The organism is Streptomyces sp. CA-181903 (assembly GCF_050937075.1).
Taxonomy (GTDB): Bacteria; Actinomycetota; Actinomycetes; order Streptomycetales; family Streptomycetaceae; genus Streptomyces.
Map to the genome: position 1 here is coordinate 1777912 of NZ_JBNJLY010000001.1, position 18037 is coordinate 1795948.

Genomic DNA, 18037 nt, shown 5'->3' on the forward strand with positions numbered 1-18037 from the left:
TCTGGGGCAGCGCCCCAGGAACCGGCGAAGGGGCGGGACCGGGGCACCCCCAGCGCGTCAGCGCACCCTCAGCGCCCCCGAACCGCCCGGTACCGGGCGACGAGCGCGGCGGTGGACGCGTCCAGCCCCTCCACCTCGGCCCCCTCACTCAGAGCGGGCTCAACCCGCTTCGCCAGCACCTTCCCAAGCTCGACTCCCCACTGATCAAAGGAGTCGATGTTCCACACAGCCCCCTGCACGAACACCTTGTGCTCGTACAAGGCGATCAACTGCCCCAGCACGGACGGCGTCAACGCGTCAGCGAGAATCGTCGTCGTAGGACGGTTCCCCCGAAACGTCTTGTGCGGCACGAGCTCCGCCGGAACCCCCTCCGCCGCCACCTCCTCCGCCGTCTTGCCGAAGGCGAGCGCCTGCCCCTGGGCGAACAGGTTGGCCATCAGCAGGTCGTGCTGCGCCGCGAGCGAAGGCGACAGCTCGTCCACGGGACGGGCGAAGCCGATCAGGTCGGCGGGAATGAGCTTGGTCCCCTGGTGGATCAACTGGTAGTAGGCATGCTGCCCGTTGGTGCCGGGAGTCCCCCACACCACCGGCCCGGTCTGCCACTCGACACGCCGCCCCTCCCGGTCCACCGACTTGCCGTTGGACTCCATGTCCAACTGCTGGAGGTAGGCGGTGAACTTCGACAGGTAGTGGCTGTAGGGCAGCACCGCGTGCGACTGCGCGTCGTGGAAGTTCCCGTACCAGATCCCCAGCAGCCCCAGCAGCAGCGGCACGTTCTCCTCGGGCGCCGCGGTGCGGAAGTGCTCGTCGACGAGGTGGAAGCCGTCCAGCATCTCCTGGAAGCGGTCCGGGCCGATGGCGATCATCAGGGAGAGCCCGATGGCCGAGTCGTAGGAGTACCGGCCGCCGACCCAGTCCCAGAACTCGAACATGTTGGCGGTGTCGATGCCGAAGTCGGCGACCTTCTCGGCGTTGGTGGACAGCGCCACGAAGTGCTTGGCCACGGCGTCCTCGCCCGCCCCGAGACCCGTCAGCAGCCACTTCCGCGCGGAGGTGGCGTTGGTGACGGTCTCGATGGTGGTGAAGGTCTTCGACGCGACGATGAACAGCGTCTCGGCCGGGTCCAGGTCGCGCACGGCCTCGTGCAGGTCCGCGCCGTCCACGTTGGAGACGAAGCGGAGCGTCAGGTCGCGGTCGGCGTAGGGGCGCAGCACCTCGTAGGCCATCGCCGGTCCGAGGTCCGACCCGCCGATACCGATGTTGACGACGTTGCGGATGCGCTTGCCTGTGTGGCCCTTCCACTCCCCCGAGCGGATCCGGCCGGCGAAGTCCCGCATCTTGCGCAGCACCGCGTGCACGGCGGGGACGACGTTCTCCCCGTCCACCTCGACGACGGCCGACTCCGGTGCCCGCAGGGCGGTGTGCAGCACCGCGCGGCCCTCGGTCGTGTTGATCTTCTCGCCCCGGAACATCGCGTCCCGCAGCTCCGCCACGCCCGTCGCCTTCGCGAGCTCGCGCAGCAGCCGCAGGGTGTCGTCGGTGACCAGGTGCTTCGAGTAGTCGACGTAGAGGTCGCCGACGGTCAGCGCGTACCTCTCGGCCCGCCGCGGGTCGTCCGCGAACAGCTCGCGCAGGTGCACCTCCCCGAGCTCTTCCCGGTGCTTGGCCAGCGCGTTCCACTCGGGCGTGCGGTCGAGCCTGTGACGGGCTTCAGCGTTCATTCCGGACATCAGTCCTTCGTTCTTCTCGTAGCTCTCTCGCCTCCCACCAACCTAGTTGATGGAACATCCATTCCGGCGCGCGGCATCACCCGCAAGGGGGACGAAACGGTTCGCCCGGAGAACGCGACCGGCCCGGCCGGAAGGCGGATGCCTCCCGGCCGGGCCGGTCGTCCTCTTCATACGGCTCATGCGCCGCGGGCGGTGCTCAGATCTCCCCGCGCAGCTTCGCCAGTGCCTCGGCGAGGATGGCCTCGCCGTCCGCGTCGCTGCGCCGCTCCCGGACGTACGCGAGGTGCGTCTTGTAGGGCTCGGTGCGCGGCGGGTCCGGGGGGTTGTCCCGGTCCTGGCCGGCCGGGAAGCCGCAGCGCGGGCAGTCCCAGGTGTCCGGCACCTGCGCGTCGCTGGCGAAGCTGGGCTGCGTTTCGTGCCCGTTGGAGCACCAGAAGGAGATGCGCAGCCGCGGTGCCGATTCGCCGCGCTCCGCCTCCCCCATCGGCCCCGCCCCGACCCGGCTTCCTCGGATCGCGTTGCCACTTGCCACGGTCGTAACTCCCTGCGTGATGGTGCCGCGGAGCGTGACAGTCCGCTCCGCCGCGGGCGCCCCAGTCTACGTAAGGCCCAACGCGCGTCCAGCGGCAGGAGTTACCGACCGGCCGTGAAGACGCGGTCACCATCATAGGCCGAGGGTGCGACGGAGCGTCAGCTCTTGAACTTCATCAGCAGCCCGAGCACCACGATGCAGGCGAACCACAGCAGGCCCACGACGATGGTGATGCGGTCGAGGTTGCGCTCGGCGACCGAGGAACCGCCGACCGAGGACTGCATGCCGCCGCCGAACATGTCGGACAGGCCGCCGCCCTTCCCCTTGTGCATGAGCACCAGCATCATCATCAGCAGGCTGAAGACGATGAGGGCGATCGAGAACCCCATGACCACGGCTGGACCAACTCTCTCGGACTGTCACGGACGGACACTGGACGATGACGCTGCGGGGCCGGGCGGCGCGTTTGCGCCGGTCCCGGCCCCGACAGGGTACGACGGGCGGGGCCCGTCGGGATACCGCTACTGGTCGCGGAAGCGGACGATCTTGACGAACTCGTCGGCGTCCAGCGCGGCGCCGCCGACCAGGGCGCCGTCCACGTCGGGCTGCGCCATGATCGCGGCGACGTTGCCGGACTTCACCGAGCCGCCGTACTGGATCCGGACCTTGTCCGCCAGCTCCTGGGAGTAGAGCTCCGCGAGGCGCCCGCGGATCGCACCGCAGACCTCCTGCGCGTCCTCGGGCGTGGCGACCTCGCCGGTGCCGATGGCCCAGACGGGCTCGTAGGCGATGACGATGTTCTCCGCCTGCTCGGCCGGGACGTCCTTCAGGCCGCCGTCGAGCTGCGCGAGGGTGTACGCGACCTGATTGCCGGCCTTGCGGACGTCCAGGCCCTCGCCGACGCAGAGGATCGGGCTCACGCCGTTCTTGAGGGCGGCCTTGACCTTGGCGTTGCAGAGCTCGTCCGTCTCGCCGTGGTACTGGCGGCGCTCGGAGTGGCCCACGGCCACGTAGGAGCAGCGGAACTTGGCGAGCATCGCGCCGGAGATCTCCCCGGTGTACGCGCCGGAGTCGTGCGCCGAGATGTCCTGGGCACCGAACTTGATCTTCAGTTTGTCGCCGTCGACCAGCGTCTGCACCGAACGCAGGTCGGTGAACGGCGGCAGCACGACGATCTCGACCGACTCGAAGTCCTTCTCCGCGAGAGAGAAGGCCAGCTTCTGGACGTGGCTGATGGCCTCAAGGTGGTTGAGGTTCATCTTCCAGTTGCCCGCCATCAGCGGGGTACGTGCACTCACGATCTGTCAGTCCTCCAGTGCGGCGAGGCCGGGGAGCGTCTTGCCCTCGAGGTATTCGAGGCTGGCGCCGCCGCCGGTCGAGATGTGGCCGAAAGCGTTCTCGTCGAAGCCCAGGATGCGCACGGCCGCGGCCGAGTCGCCCCCGCCGACGACGGTGAAGCCCGGCGAGTCCAGCAGGCCCTGCGCGACGGCCTTGGTGCCGTTCGCGTAGTCGGGGTGCTCGAAGACGCCCATCGGGCCGTTCCAGAAGACGGTGCCGGCGTCGGCGAGCTTCGAGGCGTACAGCTCCCGGGTCTTCGGGCCGATGTCCAGGCCCTCCTTGTCCGCCGGGATGGCGTCCGAGGCGACGAGGTCCGGGTTGGCCGGGGTCTTGCCCTTGAGGTCCGGGAAGTCCGCGGAGACCAGGACGTCCACCGGGAGGACGAACTCGACGCCGCGCTTCTCGGCCCGGGCCAGGTACTCCAGGCAGGCCGGGATCTGGTCCTCCTGGAGCAGCGAGATGCCGACCTCGTGGCCCTTGGCCTTGAGGAAGGTGTACGCCATGCCGCCGCCCACGAGGATGCGGTCGGCCTTCTCCAGCAGGTGGTCGATGACCCCGAGCTTGTCGGAGACCTTGGCGCCGCCGAGGATCACGACGTACGGCCGCTTGACGTCCTCGGTCAGCTTCTTCAGGACGCCGACCTCGGTGGCGATCAGGTCGCCCGCGGCGTGCGGCAGGCGCGCCGGGAGGTCGAAGACCGAGGCGTGCTTGCGGTGCACGGCGCCGAAGCCGTCGCCGACGTAGAGGTCGGCGAGCGACGCGAGGGCGTCGGCGAACGCGCCGCGCTCGGCGTCGTCCTTGCTGGTCTCGCCCGCGTTGAAACGGAGGTTCTCCAGCAGCGTGACCTCGCCGTCGCCGAGAGCGGCGACGGTGGCCTTCGCGCTGTCCCCGACCGTGTCGGTGGCGAACGAGACGTCCTTGCCCAGGATCTCACCGAGCCGCACGGCGACGGGGGCCAGCGAGAACGCGGGGTCCGGGGCGCCCTTCGGACGTCCCAGGTGGGAGGCGACGATCACCTTGGCGCCCGCCTCGGCGAGCTTGGCGATCGTCGGTGCGACGGCGCGGATGCGGCCGTCGTCCGTGATGGTGGTGCCCTCCAAGGGCACGTTGAGGTCGGCGCGGACGAAGATCCGCTTGCCCTCGACGCCGCTCTCGATGAGTTCGTCGATCGTCTTCATGCCGTGACTCCGGTGACGTCCGTAAGGGTCATGGGACGGGGCCCGGACGGCGCGCCGTCGCGCCGTTCGAGCCCCGTCCGCTGCATCGCTGTGCCGGTGGGCGTAGCCGTCAGGCCGGGATCAGAGCTGACCGCCGACGAAGACGGTGAGGTCCACCAGACGGTTGGAGTAGCCCCACTCGTTGTCGTACCAGCCGACGACCTTGACCTGCTTGCCCTGGACCATGGTCAGCAGGGAGTCGAAGGTGCAGGAGGCCGGCCAGTTGACGATGTCCGAGGAGACGATCGGGTCCTCGGTGTACTCGAGGATGCCCTTCAGCTGGCCCTCGGCGGCCTTCTGGAAGGCGGCGTTGATCTCTTCCTTGGTGGTCTCGCGCTCGAGCTCAAGGACGAGGTCGGTGACCGAGCCGGTCGGGACCGGGACGCGCATGGCGATGCCGTCCAGCTTGCCCTTCAGCTGCGGGAGGACCAGGGCGGTGGCCTTGGCGGCACCCGTCGAGGTCGGGATGATGTTCTCCGCGGCGGCGCGGGCGCGGCGCAGGTCGGAGTGCGGGAAGTCCAGGATGCGCTGGTCGTTGGTGTACGCGTGGACCGTCGTCATCATGCCCTTGACGATGCCGAAGCTCTCGTCGAGGACCTTCGCCATCGGCGCCACGCAGTTGGTGGTGCAGGAGGCGTTGGAGATGACGTGGTGGTTGGCCGCGTCGTACTTGTCCTGGTTGACGCCCATCACGATGGTGATGTCCTCGTTCTTGGCCGGAGCCGAGATGAGGACCTTCTTCGCACCGGCGGCGAGGTGCTTGGCGGCGTCCTCGCGCTTGGTGAAGATGCCGGTGGACTCGATGACGATGTCGGCGCCCAGCTCGCCCCAGGGCAGGTTGGCGGGGTCGCGCTCGGCCATCGTCTTGAAGGTCTGGTTACCGACGGTGATGGAGTCGTCGGTGTGGCTGACCTCGGCGTCCAGACGGCCCAGGATCGAGTCGTACTTCAGCAGGTGGACGAGAGTGGCATTGTCGGTCAGGTCGTTGACACCGACAATCTCGATGTCCGCACCCTGCTCCAGGAGCGCACGGAAGTAGTTTCGACCGATACGGCCAAAGCCGTTGATGCCTACGCGGATCGTCACGAACCGATCTCCTCGTTGGTGTGCCGGTCTGTCCCGGCGACTGTATGGGATGTCCCCGACCACCACCGACCCTACCCCCAACACGGGACGTACGTGACATTGGCGGGCCTGGTGGGACAGGGGTCCGCGCCCCCTCGGAGAAGGGGCGCGGACCGCTACCACAAGGGGCCGCCTCCCGTGGGGGCGCCCCCCGGTCAGCCGTGCACGGCGCGTAGTGCGGCGCGCAGCAGGGTCACGCGCTGTTTACCGTCCCGCACGTGCTCCAAGCCGAAGCCCAGCAGCGCGGTGTCGGGGGTGACGACGGCGGCGGCGGAGTGGGCCAGCGCTCGGGAGGCCGCCCAGTCGCCGGTGTTCCGGGCGCTCCCGGCCGGTGCCCCGGGAGTCTTCCAGGTGCCCAGGGATCCGCTCTCGAAACCCTCGGCCGCCCGGTCGACGCCGGTGACGACGGCCTCGTCGAGGAGCGCGCCCCGGCCGCCGGTCCCGGAGTCGGTGACGTAGGAGACGGCCAGTTCGACCTTCCCGCCCGCGTAGCCGCTCAGGTCGAAGGAGGCGGCGTGCCAGCCCTGGGTGGAGCCGGTGAAGCGGTGCCAGACGCCGCTGGTGCCGCGGGCGGCGCAGTCGTCGCCGGCGACGGTGAGGTAGTGCTTGAGAAAGGGGTGGAGCGCGACCAGCGAGGGGCAGCCCTGCGGAACCTCGTCCGTCGTACCGCCGTTCGTGTCGCGCAGGGTGGTCCAGTCGTCCCGGCCGACGGTGTGCGCCTCGACGATGACCTGGTCGTACCCGGGCTCGGTGTCGACGCTGAGGCGGAGGCCGAGCGCCGGTTTGGCGCCGGCCCGGACGCCGGTCAGGTCTACGGTGCGGGCGAGCCGCATCCAGGCGCGGTCCTTGTGCGCGGCGTTGGCCATCCAGTCGCCGGCCCAGGGTTCGTACGCGCCCCGGACGCCGGGGTAGTCGCCGGCCGGCGCGCTGCGGAACTGCGGGAAGGCGCGGGGGCGCAGCGCGTCGGAGGTGACGACGTAGGTGCCTGCGGCGTCGAGCGGGTTGCCGGGCGCGTCGGCGAGGTCGGCGCGGACGCCGGCCAGGGGTCCGGTGCCGGCGAAGCGCTTGGGGTGCTGTGCCGGGGTGCGGGCGTAGGCGCCCAGGTAGTACTGGGAGAAGTCGTCCGTGTCGGCCCGGCCGACGCGGGACTCGCCGCCGGCCCGCTCACCCATCGTGATGAGTTTGCCGCCTTCGTTGATGAAGTCCCGGACGGCGAGGAGAGTGCCGCCGCTCGGCTTGTTGCCGCCCGTGTACCAGAGGACTGTCCTGAAGTGGGAGAGGACGCCGAGCGGGTCGGGGGTGCCGTCCCGGGCGACGTCCCAGATCAGGCCCTTGCGGCCGGCGGCGGACAGGGCCTCGGTGTACGTCACGGCGTGCCGGGCCGGGGCGGTGCCGCCCTCGTCGGCGATGACCAGGGTGTCGGCCTGCGGGCGGTGCCAGACGGTGTAGGTGAAGGGCTTGCCGCGGGTGGCCTTGCCTTCGGCCGTGCGCCCGGTGAACCAGACCTCCACCCGGGCTCCCTCGCGGGCGCTCGGGACCGTGCCCCGGTACTCGTCGAAGCGGATGTTGTCGTGCCCGCCGTAGCGTTTGCCGCCCTTCCAGGGCCTGACGTCCGCGGTGTGCGTCCTCCCGCCGTCCACGCGGTAGTTGAGCTTCTTGTCGCGCACGCTCTTGCGGGCGGTGACGGCGACGGTCTGGCCGGTGCCGCGCGCGAAGGAGGCGCCGAACGCGTGCGGGGTGAAGTCCGGGGCGCTCAGACCGGTGACGGAGACCGGGCGGTCGCCGCGGGCGGCGGTTTCGGCGACGGAGAGGGCGAAGGGGAGGTTCTTGTCGAACTCCGCCTGGATCAGCTTCTTGTCGTCGGGGAACGCGAATTCGGACGGGCAGTCGGCCGGGTTCCAGCGGCCGGAGGTGTCCGCGCGCGAGGCGGTGCGGCACGTCGACATCTCCGGGGTGAACATCAGCGTCCCGTTGACGTTGGCCGCGTGGCCGTCCGCCTCGCCGTTGGTGGTGTACAGCTCCGAGGAGAGCTGCGGCCGGTAGCCGGGGATCGCGGACTTTTCCGGCGTCCCGGCCAGGGACTTGAGGAGGACGTCGTCGGGCGTGGGCGTGGCGACCTGCCAGCCGACGCCGTAGAGCAGCATCTCCCCGGCCGAGTGGTAGTTGACGGCGTAGGAGAAGCGGACGCGCTTCTCGAACGCGTCCAGCGCCCTGGTCTCCGGTTCGGAGGCGGGGGCGGGGCCGCGGTAGGTCTCGGAGTCGGGGTCGGGGGACGAGCCCTCGTTGTCGTAGCCCCATTTGTAGGGGAAGTTGCGGTTGAGGTCGACGCCGTCGCCCGCGGTGATCTTTCCGTCGCCGTTGTTGTCGCGGAGGTTCTTCCGCCAGAAACGGGTCTCGGGGCTCTTGAAGGTGTGGTCGTAGCCGTCCGGGTTGGCGGAGAGCACGAACCACAGTTCGGTGCGGTCCACGAGCCGGGTGATCCGCGGGTCCTTGCCGTAGCGGTCGATGTAGTGATGCATCAGCCGCCGGGTGGTCTCCGGGGTGATCCACTCCCGGGCGTGCTGGTTGGACATGTAGAGCACGGCGGGCTTGGAGCCGTCCTTGCTCCCGGCCGCGTCCTTGCTGACCTTGAGGGCGAGGATGTCCTGGCCGCGGACGGTCCTGCCGATGCTCACGACCTTGGTCAGCCCGGGGTGGGCCCGGCCGGTGTCGATCACCTCGCGCTGGAGGCCCTTGGGGCCGCTGTACGGGCGGAAGACGCCGTCGCCCCCGGGCTTGAGGCGCTCGCGGGCGAGGGGCGACAGCCGTTTCTCGGTGAGCTTCACGCCCCGTCCGCGCAGTCCGTCGGCCTGCGCGCGGGTGAGGTAGAGCTCGACCGGGACGGCCCGGTCCCCGGCGGGCCGGCCCAGCTCGTGCCCGTCCACGCCTGCCTTGAGCAGCAGTGGCACCTGGGCCTGGGTGACCTCGCCGGTCCATACGGTCGGTGCCTCGGCGGTGTCGGCGGCGCCGGCGTCCGGTCGTGCGGGTGCGAAGGGTGAGGCGTGTGCGAAGGGTGCCGCGGTGACTCCACCGAGGAGCAGCGATGCCGCCACGAGGGTCGCTCGTGTCCTGCGTCTCATGAACCCCCCTTGCCGTTGTCTGTCCCGTGCATGCCGGACGACAGGCTTCCGACGGCCCATGGGCATGTCAATAGGGCCTGGGAGGGGGCGGGGGTGTCCAGCCCGGCGGAGCGGCCGGCCCGCCGGGGTGCCCGCGGCGAAGTCGGCCGGAACCGACCGGAGCGGCCGGATCGGGGAGTCCGGCGGGACCGGTGGGACCGGCCGGATCGGGGCGGCACGTCGGACCGGCAGCACGGACCGGAGCGGCAGGGCAGGACGCATCGGCAGGGCCCGCGGGACCGGCCCGGCCGACGGGGTGGCCCGCCGTCGGCCCGCGGCGGCCGGAAGAGTGCCGACACGGCGGTGTCAGCCGACCATGCCCTTGACCATGCCGTCCACCAGATCCTCGGGGAGATCGGCCAGTTCGGTGAGGTTGGACTCGGTGCCGGGGATGCCGAGGTCCTGGGCGCGCTTGTCGGCCATCGCGAGCAGCCGGCGGATCCGGCCGGCCACGGCGTCCTTGGTGAGCGGCGGGTCGGCGAGGGCGCCCAGCTCCTCCAGGGACGCCTGCTTGTGCTCCATGCGCAGCCGGCCGGCGGCGGCGAGGTGCTCCGGGACCTCCTCGCCGAGGATCTCCAGGGCCCGCTGGACCCGGGCCCCGGCGGCGACGGCGGCCCGGGCGGAGCGGCGCAGGTTGGCGTCGTCGAAGTTGGCCAGCCGGTTGGCGGTGGCCCGCACCTCGCGGCGCATCCGCCGCTCCTCCCAGGCGAGCACCGACTCGTGGGCGCCGAGCCGGGTGAGCAGCGCGCCGATGGCGTCGCCGTCGCGGACGACCACCCGGTCCACGTTGCGCACCTCGCGGGCCTTGGCCGCGATCTGGAGCCGGCGGGCGGCGCCGACCAGGGCGAGCGCCGCCTCGGGGCCGGGGCAGGTGACCTCCAGGGAGGAGGAGCGGCCGGGCTCGGTCAGCGAGCCGTGGGCCAGGAAGGCGCCGCGCCAGGCGGCCTCCGCGTCGCAGGTGGCGCCGGAGACGACCTGCGGGGGCAGGCCGCGGATCGGCCGGCCGCGGCCGTCGACCAGGCCGGTCTGGCGGGCCAGCTGGTCACCGCCCGCCACCACCCGCACCACGTACCTGCTGCCGCGGCGCAGTCCGCCGGGGCCATGACGACCAGGTCGGAGGCGTGGCCGAAGATCTCCAGGATGTCCTTGCGCAGCCGCCGGGCCGCGATGCCCGTGTCCAGCTCCGCCTCGATCACGATGCGCCCGCTGACCAGGTGCAGGCCGCCGGCGAAGCGGAGGATCGCCGAGACCTCCGCCTTCCGGCAGCAGGTCCGGGTGACGGGGAGCCGGGAGATCTCGTCCTTCACCGCTGCCGTCATCGCCATGGGCCGATCCTTCCATGCATCCGAAAAATACGGTCGTACGCGGCGGCCAGCAGTTCCGGATCGTGCGTAGCGGAACTCCCCTGGGCGGCGACCGGCGCCAGCTCGACCGTGCCGCCGAGCCGCTTGGCGGCGTCCCGGAGGCTGTCCCGGTCGGGCACGGCGGCCTCGTCGGCCAGCACCACGTCCAGGGCGAGTTTAGGGGCGTGTCGGGCCAAAACCTCCAAATGACGCTGCGGGGAGAAGCCCTCGGTTTCGCCGGGCTGGGGGGCGAGGTTCAGCGAGAGCACCCGGCGGGCCTTGGTCTCCTGCAGGGCGGTCAGCAGTTCGGGGACCAGCAGGTGCGGGATCACCGACGAGAACCAGGAGCCCGGGCCGAGCACCACCCAGTCGGCGTCCAGGACCGCCTCGACGGCCTCGGGCACGGCCGGCGGGTCCTCCGGGACCACGTGCACCGAGTGCACCTCGCCCGGGGTGAGGGCGACGGTGGCCTGGCCGCGGACGGTGGTGACGGCGTCCGGCTTGCGGGGGTCGTGGCCGCGGACCAGCGCCTGGAGCTCCAGCGGGACGGCGGACATGGGCAGCACCCGGCCGTGCGCGCCGAGCAGCTTGCCGACCAGGTCCAGGGCCTGGACGTGGTCGCCGAGCTGCTCCCAGAGGGCGACGATCAGCAGGTTGCCGACGGCGTGGCCGTGCAGGTCGCCCTCGCTGGCGAAGCGGTGCTGGACGACGCGCGACCAGGTGCGTCCCCAGTCGTCGTCCCCGCACAGCGCGGCGAGGGCCTTGCGCAGGTCGCCCGGGGGCAGCACGCCGAGCTCGTCGCGCAGCCGGCCGCTGGAGCCGCCGTCGTCGGCGACGGTGACCACGGCCGTCAGGTCGCCGGTGATCCGGCGCAGCGCGGCGAGCGAGGCGGACAGCCCGCGGCCGCCGCCTAGGGCGACGACCTTGGGCTGGGTGCGGCGCTGGAGGCGCCGCTCGGCGCCGCGCGGACCGCCGGGGACGACCCGGCGGGCGCGGCGCATCCGGAAACCGCGGCCGGTCACTCGCGCCCCATGTCCCGGTGGACGACGACGGTCTCGACACCCTCCGAGACGAGGCGGTGGGCGAGCTTCTCGGACATGGCCACCGAGCGGTGCTTGCCGCCCGTGCAGCCCACGGCGATCGTCACGTAGCGCTTGCCCTCGCGGCGGTAGCCGGCCGCGATGAGCTGGAGCAGCTCGGTGTAGCGGTCGAGGAACTCCTTGGCGCCGGGCTGGTTGAAGACGTAGCCCGAGACCTCCTCGTTGAGGCCGGTGAAGGGGCGCAGCTCGGGGACCCAGTGCGGGTTGGGCAGGAAGCGGCAGTCCACCACCAGGTCGGCGTCGACGGGCAGGCCGTACTTGTAGCCGAAGGACATGACGGTGGCGCGGAGCTCCGGCTCCTCCTCGCCGGCGAACTGGGCGTCCATCTTGGCGCGCAGCTCGTGGACGTTGAGGCTGGAGGTGTCGATGACCAAGTCGGCGTCGCCGCGCAGCTCGCGGAGCAGGTCGCGCTCGGCGGCGATGCCGTCGACGATGCGGCCGGAGCCCTGGAGGGGGTGCGGGCGGCGGACCGACTCGAAGCGGCGGACGAGGGCGTCGTCGGACGCCTCCAGGAAGATCACCCGGCGCTTGACCTTCTTGGCGGCGAGGTCCGCGAGGGACTCGCGGAGGTTGTCGAAGAACCGCCGGCCGCGGACGTCGACGACCACGGCGATCCGGGCCACGTTGCCCTGGGAACGGGCGCCGAGGTCGACCATGGTGGGGATGAGGGCGGGCGGCAGGTTGTCGACGACGAACCAGCCGAGGTCCTCCAGGCACTTGGCGGCGGTGCTGCGGCCCGCCCCCGACATGCCCGAGATGATGACCAGCTCGGGGATGCCCGCCGCCTCGCCGGTCGTGTCCGCCGTCGTGCCCGTACTCACCTTTGCTCCGTCCCGATCGTGTTCGTTCATGCCGTGCTGCATGTGGTGTCCCCCGTTCTGCCGGCGGGACCGTGGTCGCGGCCCCGTCCGTCCGGCTCTCCCTGTGCTCTTTCCCTGATCCTCGCGGGGTGCGGCGGCCGGACCGGGGCCACGCGCCCGCCGGCCGCTCCCGCGCTCCTCGCCGTCGTCTCCATCATCCCTCGGACCCGTCCAGGATCTCGCCCGTCGCCATGTTGACGGCCGGGGCGGGCGGGGCGCTTTCGGCCAGGGCGGCGGCGACGGCCAGGGCGGTCTTCCGGCCGACGCCGGGCACCTCGCAGATCTGCTCGACGGTGGCCGCGCGCAGCTTCTTCACCGAGCCGAAGTGCTTGAGCAGCGCCTGCTTGCGGCTGTCGCCCAGGCCGGCGACGGCGTCCAGCGGGGACGCCTTCATCGTCTTGGCGCGTTTGCCGCGCTGATAGGCGATGGCGAAGCGGTGTGCCTCGTCGCGGACGCGCTGGAGCAGGTAGAGGCCCTCGCTGGTGCGCGGCAGGACGACCGGATCCTCCTCGTCCGGCAGCCAGACCTCCTCCAGGCGCTTGGCGAGGCCGCAGACGGCGACGTCGGCGATGCCCAGCTCGTCCAGGGCCCGGCGGGCGGCCTGCACCTGCGGCCGGCCGCCGTCGACCACGACGAGCTGCGGCGGGTAGGCGAAGCGCTTGGGGCGGCCGTTGTCGTCGCGGGGGCCGGCGGTGTCCTCCTCGGGACCGTCGGCCTCCTCCACGGTCCACTCCCCCGTCTTCTGGCTCTCCCGCAGATAGCGGCGGAAACGGCGGGAGACGACCTCGTGCATGGACCGGACGTCGTCCTGGCCTTCGAAGCTCTTGATCTGGAAGCGGCGGTACTCGCTCTTCCGCGCGAGCCCGTCCTCGAAGACGACCATGGACGCCACCACGTCCTGCCCCTGGAGGTGGGAGATGTCGAAGCACTCGACGCGCAGCGGGGCCGAGTCCAGGCCCAGGGCCTCGGCGATCTCCTCCAGGGCGCGGGAGCGGGTGGTCAGGTCGGAGGCGCGCTTGGTCTTGTGCAGGGCCAGCGCCTGCTGGGCGTTCCGCTGGACCGTCGCCATCAGGTCCTTCTTGTCGCCGCGCTGCGGGATGCGCAGGTCGACGCGGGAGCCGCGGCGGGCGGTCAGCCACTCGGCGACCGGCTCGACGGGGTCCGGCAGGGCGGGGACGAGGACCTCCTTGGGCACCGCGTCGCCCTGCTCCTCGCCGTACAGCTGCTGGAGCGCGTGCTCGACCAGGCCCGCGGTGTCCACCGCCTCGACCTTGTCGGTCACCCAGCCGCGCTGGCCGCGCACCCGGCCACCGCGCACGTGGAAGATCTGGACGGCCGCCTCCAGCTCGTCCTCGGCCACGGCGATCAGATCGGCGTCGGTGGCGTCGGCGAGGACGACGGCGTTCTTCTCCATGGCGCGGCGGAGCGCCCCTATGTCGTCGCGGAGCCGGGCGGCCTTCTCGTACTCCATCTCCTCGGCCGCCTCCTGCATGTGCCGCTCCAGCCGGCGGAGGTAGGCGCCGGTACGGCCGGCCATGAAGTCACAGAACTCCTCGGCCAGTTCGCGGTGCTCCTCGGGGCTGACGCGGCCGACGCAGGGGGCGGAGCACTTGCCGATGTAGCCGAGCAGGCAGGGACGGCCGATCTGGGCGGAGCGCTTGAACACCCCGGCGGAGCAGGTGCGGACGGGGAAGACGCGGAGCATCAGATCGACGGTCTCGCGGATCGCCCAGGCGTGCGCGTAGGGCCCGAAGTAGCGGACGCCCTTCTTCTTGGCGCCACGCATGACCTGGACGCGCGGGAACTCCTCGTTCAGCGTGACGGCCAGGTACGGGTAGCTCTTGTCGTCCCGGTACTTCACGTTGAAGCGCGGGTCGTACTCCTTGATCCAGGAGTATTCGAGCTGCAGCGCCTCGACCTCGGTGGCGACGACGGTCCACTCGACGGAGGCGGCGGTGGTGACCATCGTGCGGGTGCGCGGGTGCAGACCGGCGAGGTCCTGGAAGTACGAGGAGAGCCGCTGGCGCAGGCTCTTCGCCTTCCCGACGTAGATCACCCGGCCGTGCTCGTCACGGAACCGGTACACCCCGGGCGAGTCGGGGATCTGTCCCGGCTTGGGTCGGTAGCTGCTGGGGTCGGCCATGTCTCACACCCTACTTGCGGGCACTGACAAGACCGGTGTCGCGGCGGCGCTCCGGCCGCACGGGCACGTGCCGCGGCCCCGGCGCGTGGAGGGCGCCGGGGCCGCAGCGTGTGGGGGGTTCCCGGCGTCGCGTCAGCGGCGCCGGAGCCTGCGGACGGCGACGGTGCCGAGGCCGAGGGCCAGAGCGGCGCCGCCGGCCGAGGCGGCCAGGGTGGTGGTGTCGGAGGAGTCCGACGCCGAGCCGGCGGGCTCGGCGGCGAGCGGCGCCGGGGCGTCGGCCGCCGGGGCCGCCTGGGCCTCGGCCTCGGCCCCGCCTCCGTAGCCGCCCGCCAGGCCCTTCTTCGCGTAGGCCGAACCGGGCAGCTTGTCGCCGTACGCCTTGTGGACGCGGTCCCGGTAGGCGTCCACGGTGGTGCCGCGGGCGCCGACGGCCCGGACGGCCTCGGTGTTCAGGGGCAGGATCCGGTCGGCGCGCTGCACGTACCAGGCGTTGACCTGGGGCTCGCGGAAGACCGTGCCGCCGCTGAGCTTCTTGGCCCCCTCGGCCGCGTAGCGCGTCTCGTCGTCGCCGGTGGCGATGTTGACGACCTTCCAGTCGGTGCCGCCGCCGGCCGTCCACACGGACGCCTTCTGCCCGTCGGCCGAGACGGCCTTGCTGGCGAGGAAGTCCAGTGTGGCGACAGGTGCGTTCCGCTTCCCGGCGACGAAGTCGGGCGAGAGCGCGTAGACGGGCACGGCCGCGCCCTCGATCCGCGGTTTGGCGTCCGCCTTGGCGAGGGCGCCGTCGCGGGCGAAGAACCGGGACAGGGTGTCCAGCGTCGTGGACGACGCCGCCGCGTCGTGGGCCGCCGCCAGCCCGGCGGCGGGCGGGGCGGGGGCCGCGGGCGGCGGAGCGGCGTGGGCGAGCGGGGCGAGGGCGAGCACGCCGGCGGTCAGGGCGCCGGCGGCCGCGGCACGGGCGTACGTCCGCCCGGAGCGGTGGATTCCATGCACGGTCATGACCTCACCCGCCGATCCGGTAGAGCGAATGCGTCCAGGCGAACTGGTTGTTGTTCACGTACCAGCTGTGCGCCGCCCAGTTGTAGCGGTTGCTGCTCGGCCACGGGTCGCCCCAGTAGACCATGCTGTTGGAGTCGTCGTAGCCGTAGACGACGTGCATGTGGCCGCCGCCGGACTTCCAGCCGATGCGCGTCTCGATGGGCCGCTTGGCGTTGATCTCGCTCTGCACGGTCGGGTAGCGCAGCCAGCCGTCCACGTACGAGCCGCTCTTGATGCCGGCCCAGCGCAGGGCGTTCTGGACGTTGCCCAGGTTGGCCTGGTTGTTGGGGCAGTCGGTGCCCTGCTGCCGGTTGAAGGCGGCGTTGCAGAACTGGTTCTGGCTGTACTTGCGGCCGAACCAGGTGGCGATGGTGTTGCCGGAGGCGGCCCAGCACCAGTTGTTCTTCTCCTGGGCCTGCATGGAGATGTTGAGCCGGTTGGCGCCGCGCAGCTCATGGCCGGTGGGGGCGGCCGTGGCGGTGGCGGCGGGCAGCGCGATCAGCGCGGCGGCGGTGAGGGCGGTGACGGACAACCGCCTGCCGCGCGGGCGGGGGTGGGGGATATGCGGGGTCTTTCGAGCTGTGCCGAGGCACGGGGCATGGACGTTCCTCCCGTGGTGGGGTGGTTCGTTGGAGGAGCGCGTCCGGACGCTGGTGAGGAGCATCGGATGTTGTCGGGTGTCGGTCAACCGGCTTGAATGCGGTAAGGAACACCCAAGTGAACGGATCACGACGGATGTGAACGCCCTGTGCCCGTCAGGAGGAAGGCTGTCCTCCACGCGGCCGTGACCCCGGTCACCCCGGGTGAATATTCACAGGAGGCAGCGAGCACATGGTACGGACCAGCATGCGAGACGCCGAGGCCGAGCTGGCCCAGGCGCTGCGCACCGGCCCCTTCCACCTGGCACTGCGCACCGCGCTGACGGCACGCGGGCTGGCCCTGCACCGGGTGCAGCGCCGGCTCGCCCAACGCGGCGTCACCGTCGGTGTCACCAGCCTCAGTTACTGGCAACAGGGGGCCCGAAGACCGCGGCGCCCCGAGTCGCTGCGCGCCGTGCGGCTGCTGGAGGAGATCCTGGAGCTGCCCGCGCAGGCCCTGACCCGGTTACTGGAACCGGTGGCCCGGCCGGTGCCGGAGCGCCCCGCCGCCCGCTCGCTGCGCGCCCTCATGGACGAGGCCCGCGCGGTGGAACGGCTCCTCGCCGAGCTGGAGGCCCCCGCCGACGGCGGGCTGCACACGGTCTGCCACCTGGAGCACGTCCGCATCGGGGCGCGGCGCGAGCTCCGCGGCCGCGAGTCCCACCACGTCGTCCGGGCGCACCGGGACGGCGTGGACCGCTACGTCGCCATCCACTACGGGGATCCCGGCTGCGACCCGGCCCGGATCGGCGTACGCGCCACCGAGAACTGCCGCGTGGGGCGCGTCCGGTGGCACGCGGGGGCCGGCGTCCTGGTCGCGGAGCTGCTGTTCGACACCCGGCTGCGATGCGGCGAAACGCATCTGCTGGGCTACGCGTTCGACGACGGGACCGGCGGCCAGAGCAGCGAGTACGTACGCGGCTTCAGCTTCGCCGGCGGCCAGTACGTCCTCCAGGTCCGCTTCGACGCCACCGCGCTGCCGGTCCGCTGCCGCCGCTTCAGCCAGGCCACGGCGAGCGCGCCGCGCGGCGGCCAGGAGGAACTGACGCTGGCGGGACGGCACCCGGGCGTGCACATGGTGGAACAGGCGGTACGGCCGGGGATCGTGGGGATCGGGTGGGACTGGTCGTGAACACGGGCCGACGGCCTGGGGGCGGCTCGTGAGACCGTCGTGGGAGCGGACGGGTCCCGACGCGCGCTGTGAGCGGCCGGGGGCCGTCGTACGGCGTGGGCCGGTCGTGGATCCGGCCGCAGGGCCGGCCCCGGTCAGCTCTTCGGGCCCGCCACCAGCCGGTCGCCGGCCACCCGTACCGGCACCTCGGGCAGCGGGACGGAGGCCGGGCCCTGCAGCACCTTGCCGGTGTTCGCGTCGAACTCGCTGCCGTGGCAGCCGCAGAGCACCTTCCCGTCCTCGATCTTCGAGACGACGCAGCCCGCGTGGGTGCAGACGGCGCTGAACGCCCGGTACTCGTCCTTCTTCGGCCGGGTGACCAGCACCCGCTCCTCCCGGTACAGACGCGCCCCGCCGACCGGGACGTCGCCCGCCGCGCCCAGCTCCACGGGGGCGGTGGGCGTCGGCGAGGGCCTGCCGCCCTCCGTGCCACCGCAGGCGGTGACGCCCAGCCCGGCCGCGCCCGCGAGCGCGGCGCCGCGCAGGACGGTACGGCGGGAGGCGCAGCAGGGCGTCGGCTGCGGGCTGGTCATGGAGGCTCCCACGGGGGTACGCCGACGGGCGGTGCCGCCGGGGCTGCTGTGACGATCGGTCCCGACGATACCGGCAGCGTCCGGCGCCCCCGCGCGGTGCCCGGACGCGGG

14 protein-coding genes and 1 pseudogene are annotated in these 18037 nt (G+C 72.0%); 1 reads left to right on the forward strand and 14 read right to left on the reverse strand.

Features of this window, described 5'->3' with window-relative positions; translation table 11 throughout:
- Positions 1-68 precede the first annotated feature (68 nt).
- The 13 genes and pseudogenes from pgi to ACQEVS_RS07795 all read right to left on the reverse strand — a co-directional run bounded on the left by pgi (position 69) and on the right by ACQEVS_RS07795 (position 16116).
- The gene (pgi, locus tag ACQEVS_RS07735) at positions 69-1721 is read right to left on the reverse strand and encodes a glucose-6-phosphate isomerase (RefSeq protein WP_433017053.1); all 1653 of its coding nucleotides are present in this window, start codon (positions 1719-1721) and stop codon (positions 69-71) included.
- Positions 1722-1926: 205 nt separating this feature from the next.
- Complete coding sequence (locus tag ACQEVS_RS07740) at positions 1927-2262, reverse strand: RNA polymerase-binding protein RbpA (protein ID WP_003957010.1); 336 nt, start codon at positions 2260-2262, stop codon at positions 1927-1929.
- 158 nt (positions 2263-2420) lie between these two features.
- Positions 2421-2651: a preprotein translocase subunit SecG gene (secG, locus tag ACQEVS_RS07745; protein ID WP_185943722.1), complete on the reverse strand. Its 231-nt coding sequence runs from the start codon at positions 2649-2651 to the stop codon at positions 2421-2423.
- Between the two features lie 132 nt (positions 2652-2783).
- A complete protein-coding gene (gene tpiA, locus ACQEVS_RS07750; protein WP_433017057.1) occupies positions 2784-3560 on the reverse strand; it encodes a triose-phosphate isomerase in 777 nt (258 codons plus the stop codon).
- Positions 3561-3566: 6 nt separating this feature from the next.
- Positions 3567-4778, reverse strand: a complete 1212-nt coding sequence (locus tag ACQEVS_RS07755; protein WP_433017060.1) for a phosphoglycerate kinase — start codon at positions 4776-4778, stop codon at positions 3567-3569.
- A gap of 120 nt (positions 4779-4898) precedes the next feature.
- Entirely contained in the window at positions 4899-5903 is a 1005-nt protein-coding gene (gap, locus tag ACQEVS_RS07760) for a type I glyceraldehyde-3-phosphate dehydrogenase (protein WP_185943719.1), read from the reverse strand.
- Positions 5904-6097: 194 nt separating this feature from the next.
- Positions 6098-9061, reverse strand: a complete 2964-nt coding sequence (locus ACQEVS_RS07765; protein WP_433017064.1) for a M14 family zinc carboxypeptidase — start codon at positions 9059-9061, stop codon at positions 6098-6100.
- Between the two features lie 345 nt (positions 9062-9406).
- Positions 9407-10425, reverse strand: a pseudogene (gene whiA / locus ACQEVS_RS07770) (DNA-binding protein WhiA).
- Positions 10416-11465: a gluconeogenesis factor YvcK family protein gene (locus tag ACQEVS_RS07775; protein WP_433017067.1), complete on the reverse strand. Its 1050-nt coding sequence runs from the start codon at positions 11463-11465 to the stop codon at positions 10416-10418. The pseudogene whiA and the gene ACQEVS_RS07775 overlap by 10 nt, the downstream one beginning before the upstream one ends.
- On the reverse strand, positions 11462-12394 hold the full coding sequence (rapZ, locus tag ACQEVS_RS07780; protein ID WP_398273935.1) for an RNase adapter RapZ: 933 nt from the start codon (positions 12392-12394) through the stop codon (positions 11462-11464). Before rapZ ends, ACQEVS_RS07775 begins: the two co-directional genes overlap by 4 nt.
- A gap of 163 nt (positions 12395-12557) precedes the next feature.
- Positions 12558-14546 carry an excinuclease ABC subunit UvrC gene (uvrC, locus tag ACQEVS_RS07785; RefSeq protein WP_433017070.1) on the reverse strand — a complete coding sequence of 663 codons (1989 nt, stop codon included), beginning with the start codon at positions 14544-14546 and terminating at the stop codon, positions 12558-12560.
- 132 nt (positions 14547-14678) lie between these two features.
- The gene (locus tag ACQEVS_RS07790; protein WP_433017073.1) at positions 14679-15545 is read right to left on the reverse strand and encodes a hypothetical protein; all 867 of its coding nucleotides are present in this window, start codon (positions 15543-15545) and stop codon (positions 14679-14681) included.
- A gap of 4 nt (positions 15546-15549) precedes the next feature.
- Positions 15550-16116 (reverse strand): papain-like cysteine protease family protein, encoded by a 567-nt coding sequence (locus ACQEVS_RS07795; RefSeq protein WP_433017076.1) that lies wholly within the window; start codon positions 16114-16116, stop codon positions 15550-15552.
- A gap of 314 nt (positions 16117-16430) precedes the next feature.
- On the opposite strand from ACQEVS_RS07795, the gene ACQEVS_RS07800 reads away from it, so the two are divergent.
- Positions 16431-17354: a hypothetical protein gene (locus ACQEVS_RS07800; RefSeq protein ID WP_433017079.1), complete on the forward strand. Its 924-nt coding sequence runs from the start codon at positions 16431-16433 to the stop codon at positions 17352-17354.
- Positions 17355-17488: 134 nt separating this feature from the next.
- Here ACQEVS_RS07800 and ACQEVS_RS07805 read toward each other — a convergent pair whose 3' ends face one another.
- Entirely contained in the window at positions 17489-17926 is a 438-nt protein-coding gene (locus ACQEVS_RS07805) for a Rieske (2Fe-2S) protein (RefSeq protein WP_433017082.1), read from the reverse strand.
- Between the last annotated feature and the right edge of the window lie 111 nt (positions 17927-18037).

Excerpts from the sequence above, each read along its gene's own strand:
- pgi (WP_433017053.1), bottom strand. The coding sequence starts at position 1,721 with ATGAACGCTGAAGCCCGTCACAGGCTCGACCGCACGCCCGAGTGGAAC.
- secG (WP_185943722.1), bottom strand. The coding sequence starts at position 2,651 with ATGGGGTTCTCGATCGCCCTCATCGTCTTCAGCCTGCTGATGATGATG.
- ACQEVS_RS07755 (WP_433017060.1), bottom strand. The coding sequence starts at position 4,778 with ATGAAGACGATCGACGAACTCATCGAGAGCGGCGTCGAGGGCAAGCGG.
- ACQEVS_RS07765 (WP_433017064.1), bottom strand. The coding sequence starts at position 9,061 with ATGAGACGCAGGACACGAGCGACCCTCGTGGCGGCATCGCTGCTCCTC.
- rapZ (WP_398273935.1), bottom strand. The coding sequence starts at position 12,394 with ATGAACGAACACGATCGGGACGGAGCAAAGGTGAGTACGGGCACGACG.
- uvrC (WP_433017070.1), bottom strand. The coding sequence starts at position 14,546 with ATGGCCGACCCCAGCAGCTACCGACCCAAGCCGGGACAGATCCCCGAC.
- ACQEVS_RS07790 (WP_433017073.1), bottom strand. The coding sequence starts at position 15,545 with ATGACCGTGCATGGAATCCACCGCTCCGGGCGGACGTACGCCCGTGCC.
- ACQEVS_RS07800 (WP_433017079.1), top strand. The coding sequence starts at position 16,431 with ATGCGAGACGCCGAGGCCGAGCTGGCCCAGGCGCTGCGCACCGGCCCC.
- ACQEVS_RS07805 (WP_433017082.1), bottom strand. The coding sequence starts at position 17,926 with ATGACCAGCCCGCAGCCGACGCCCTGCTGCGCCTCCCGCCGTACCGTC.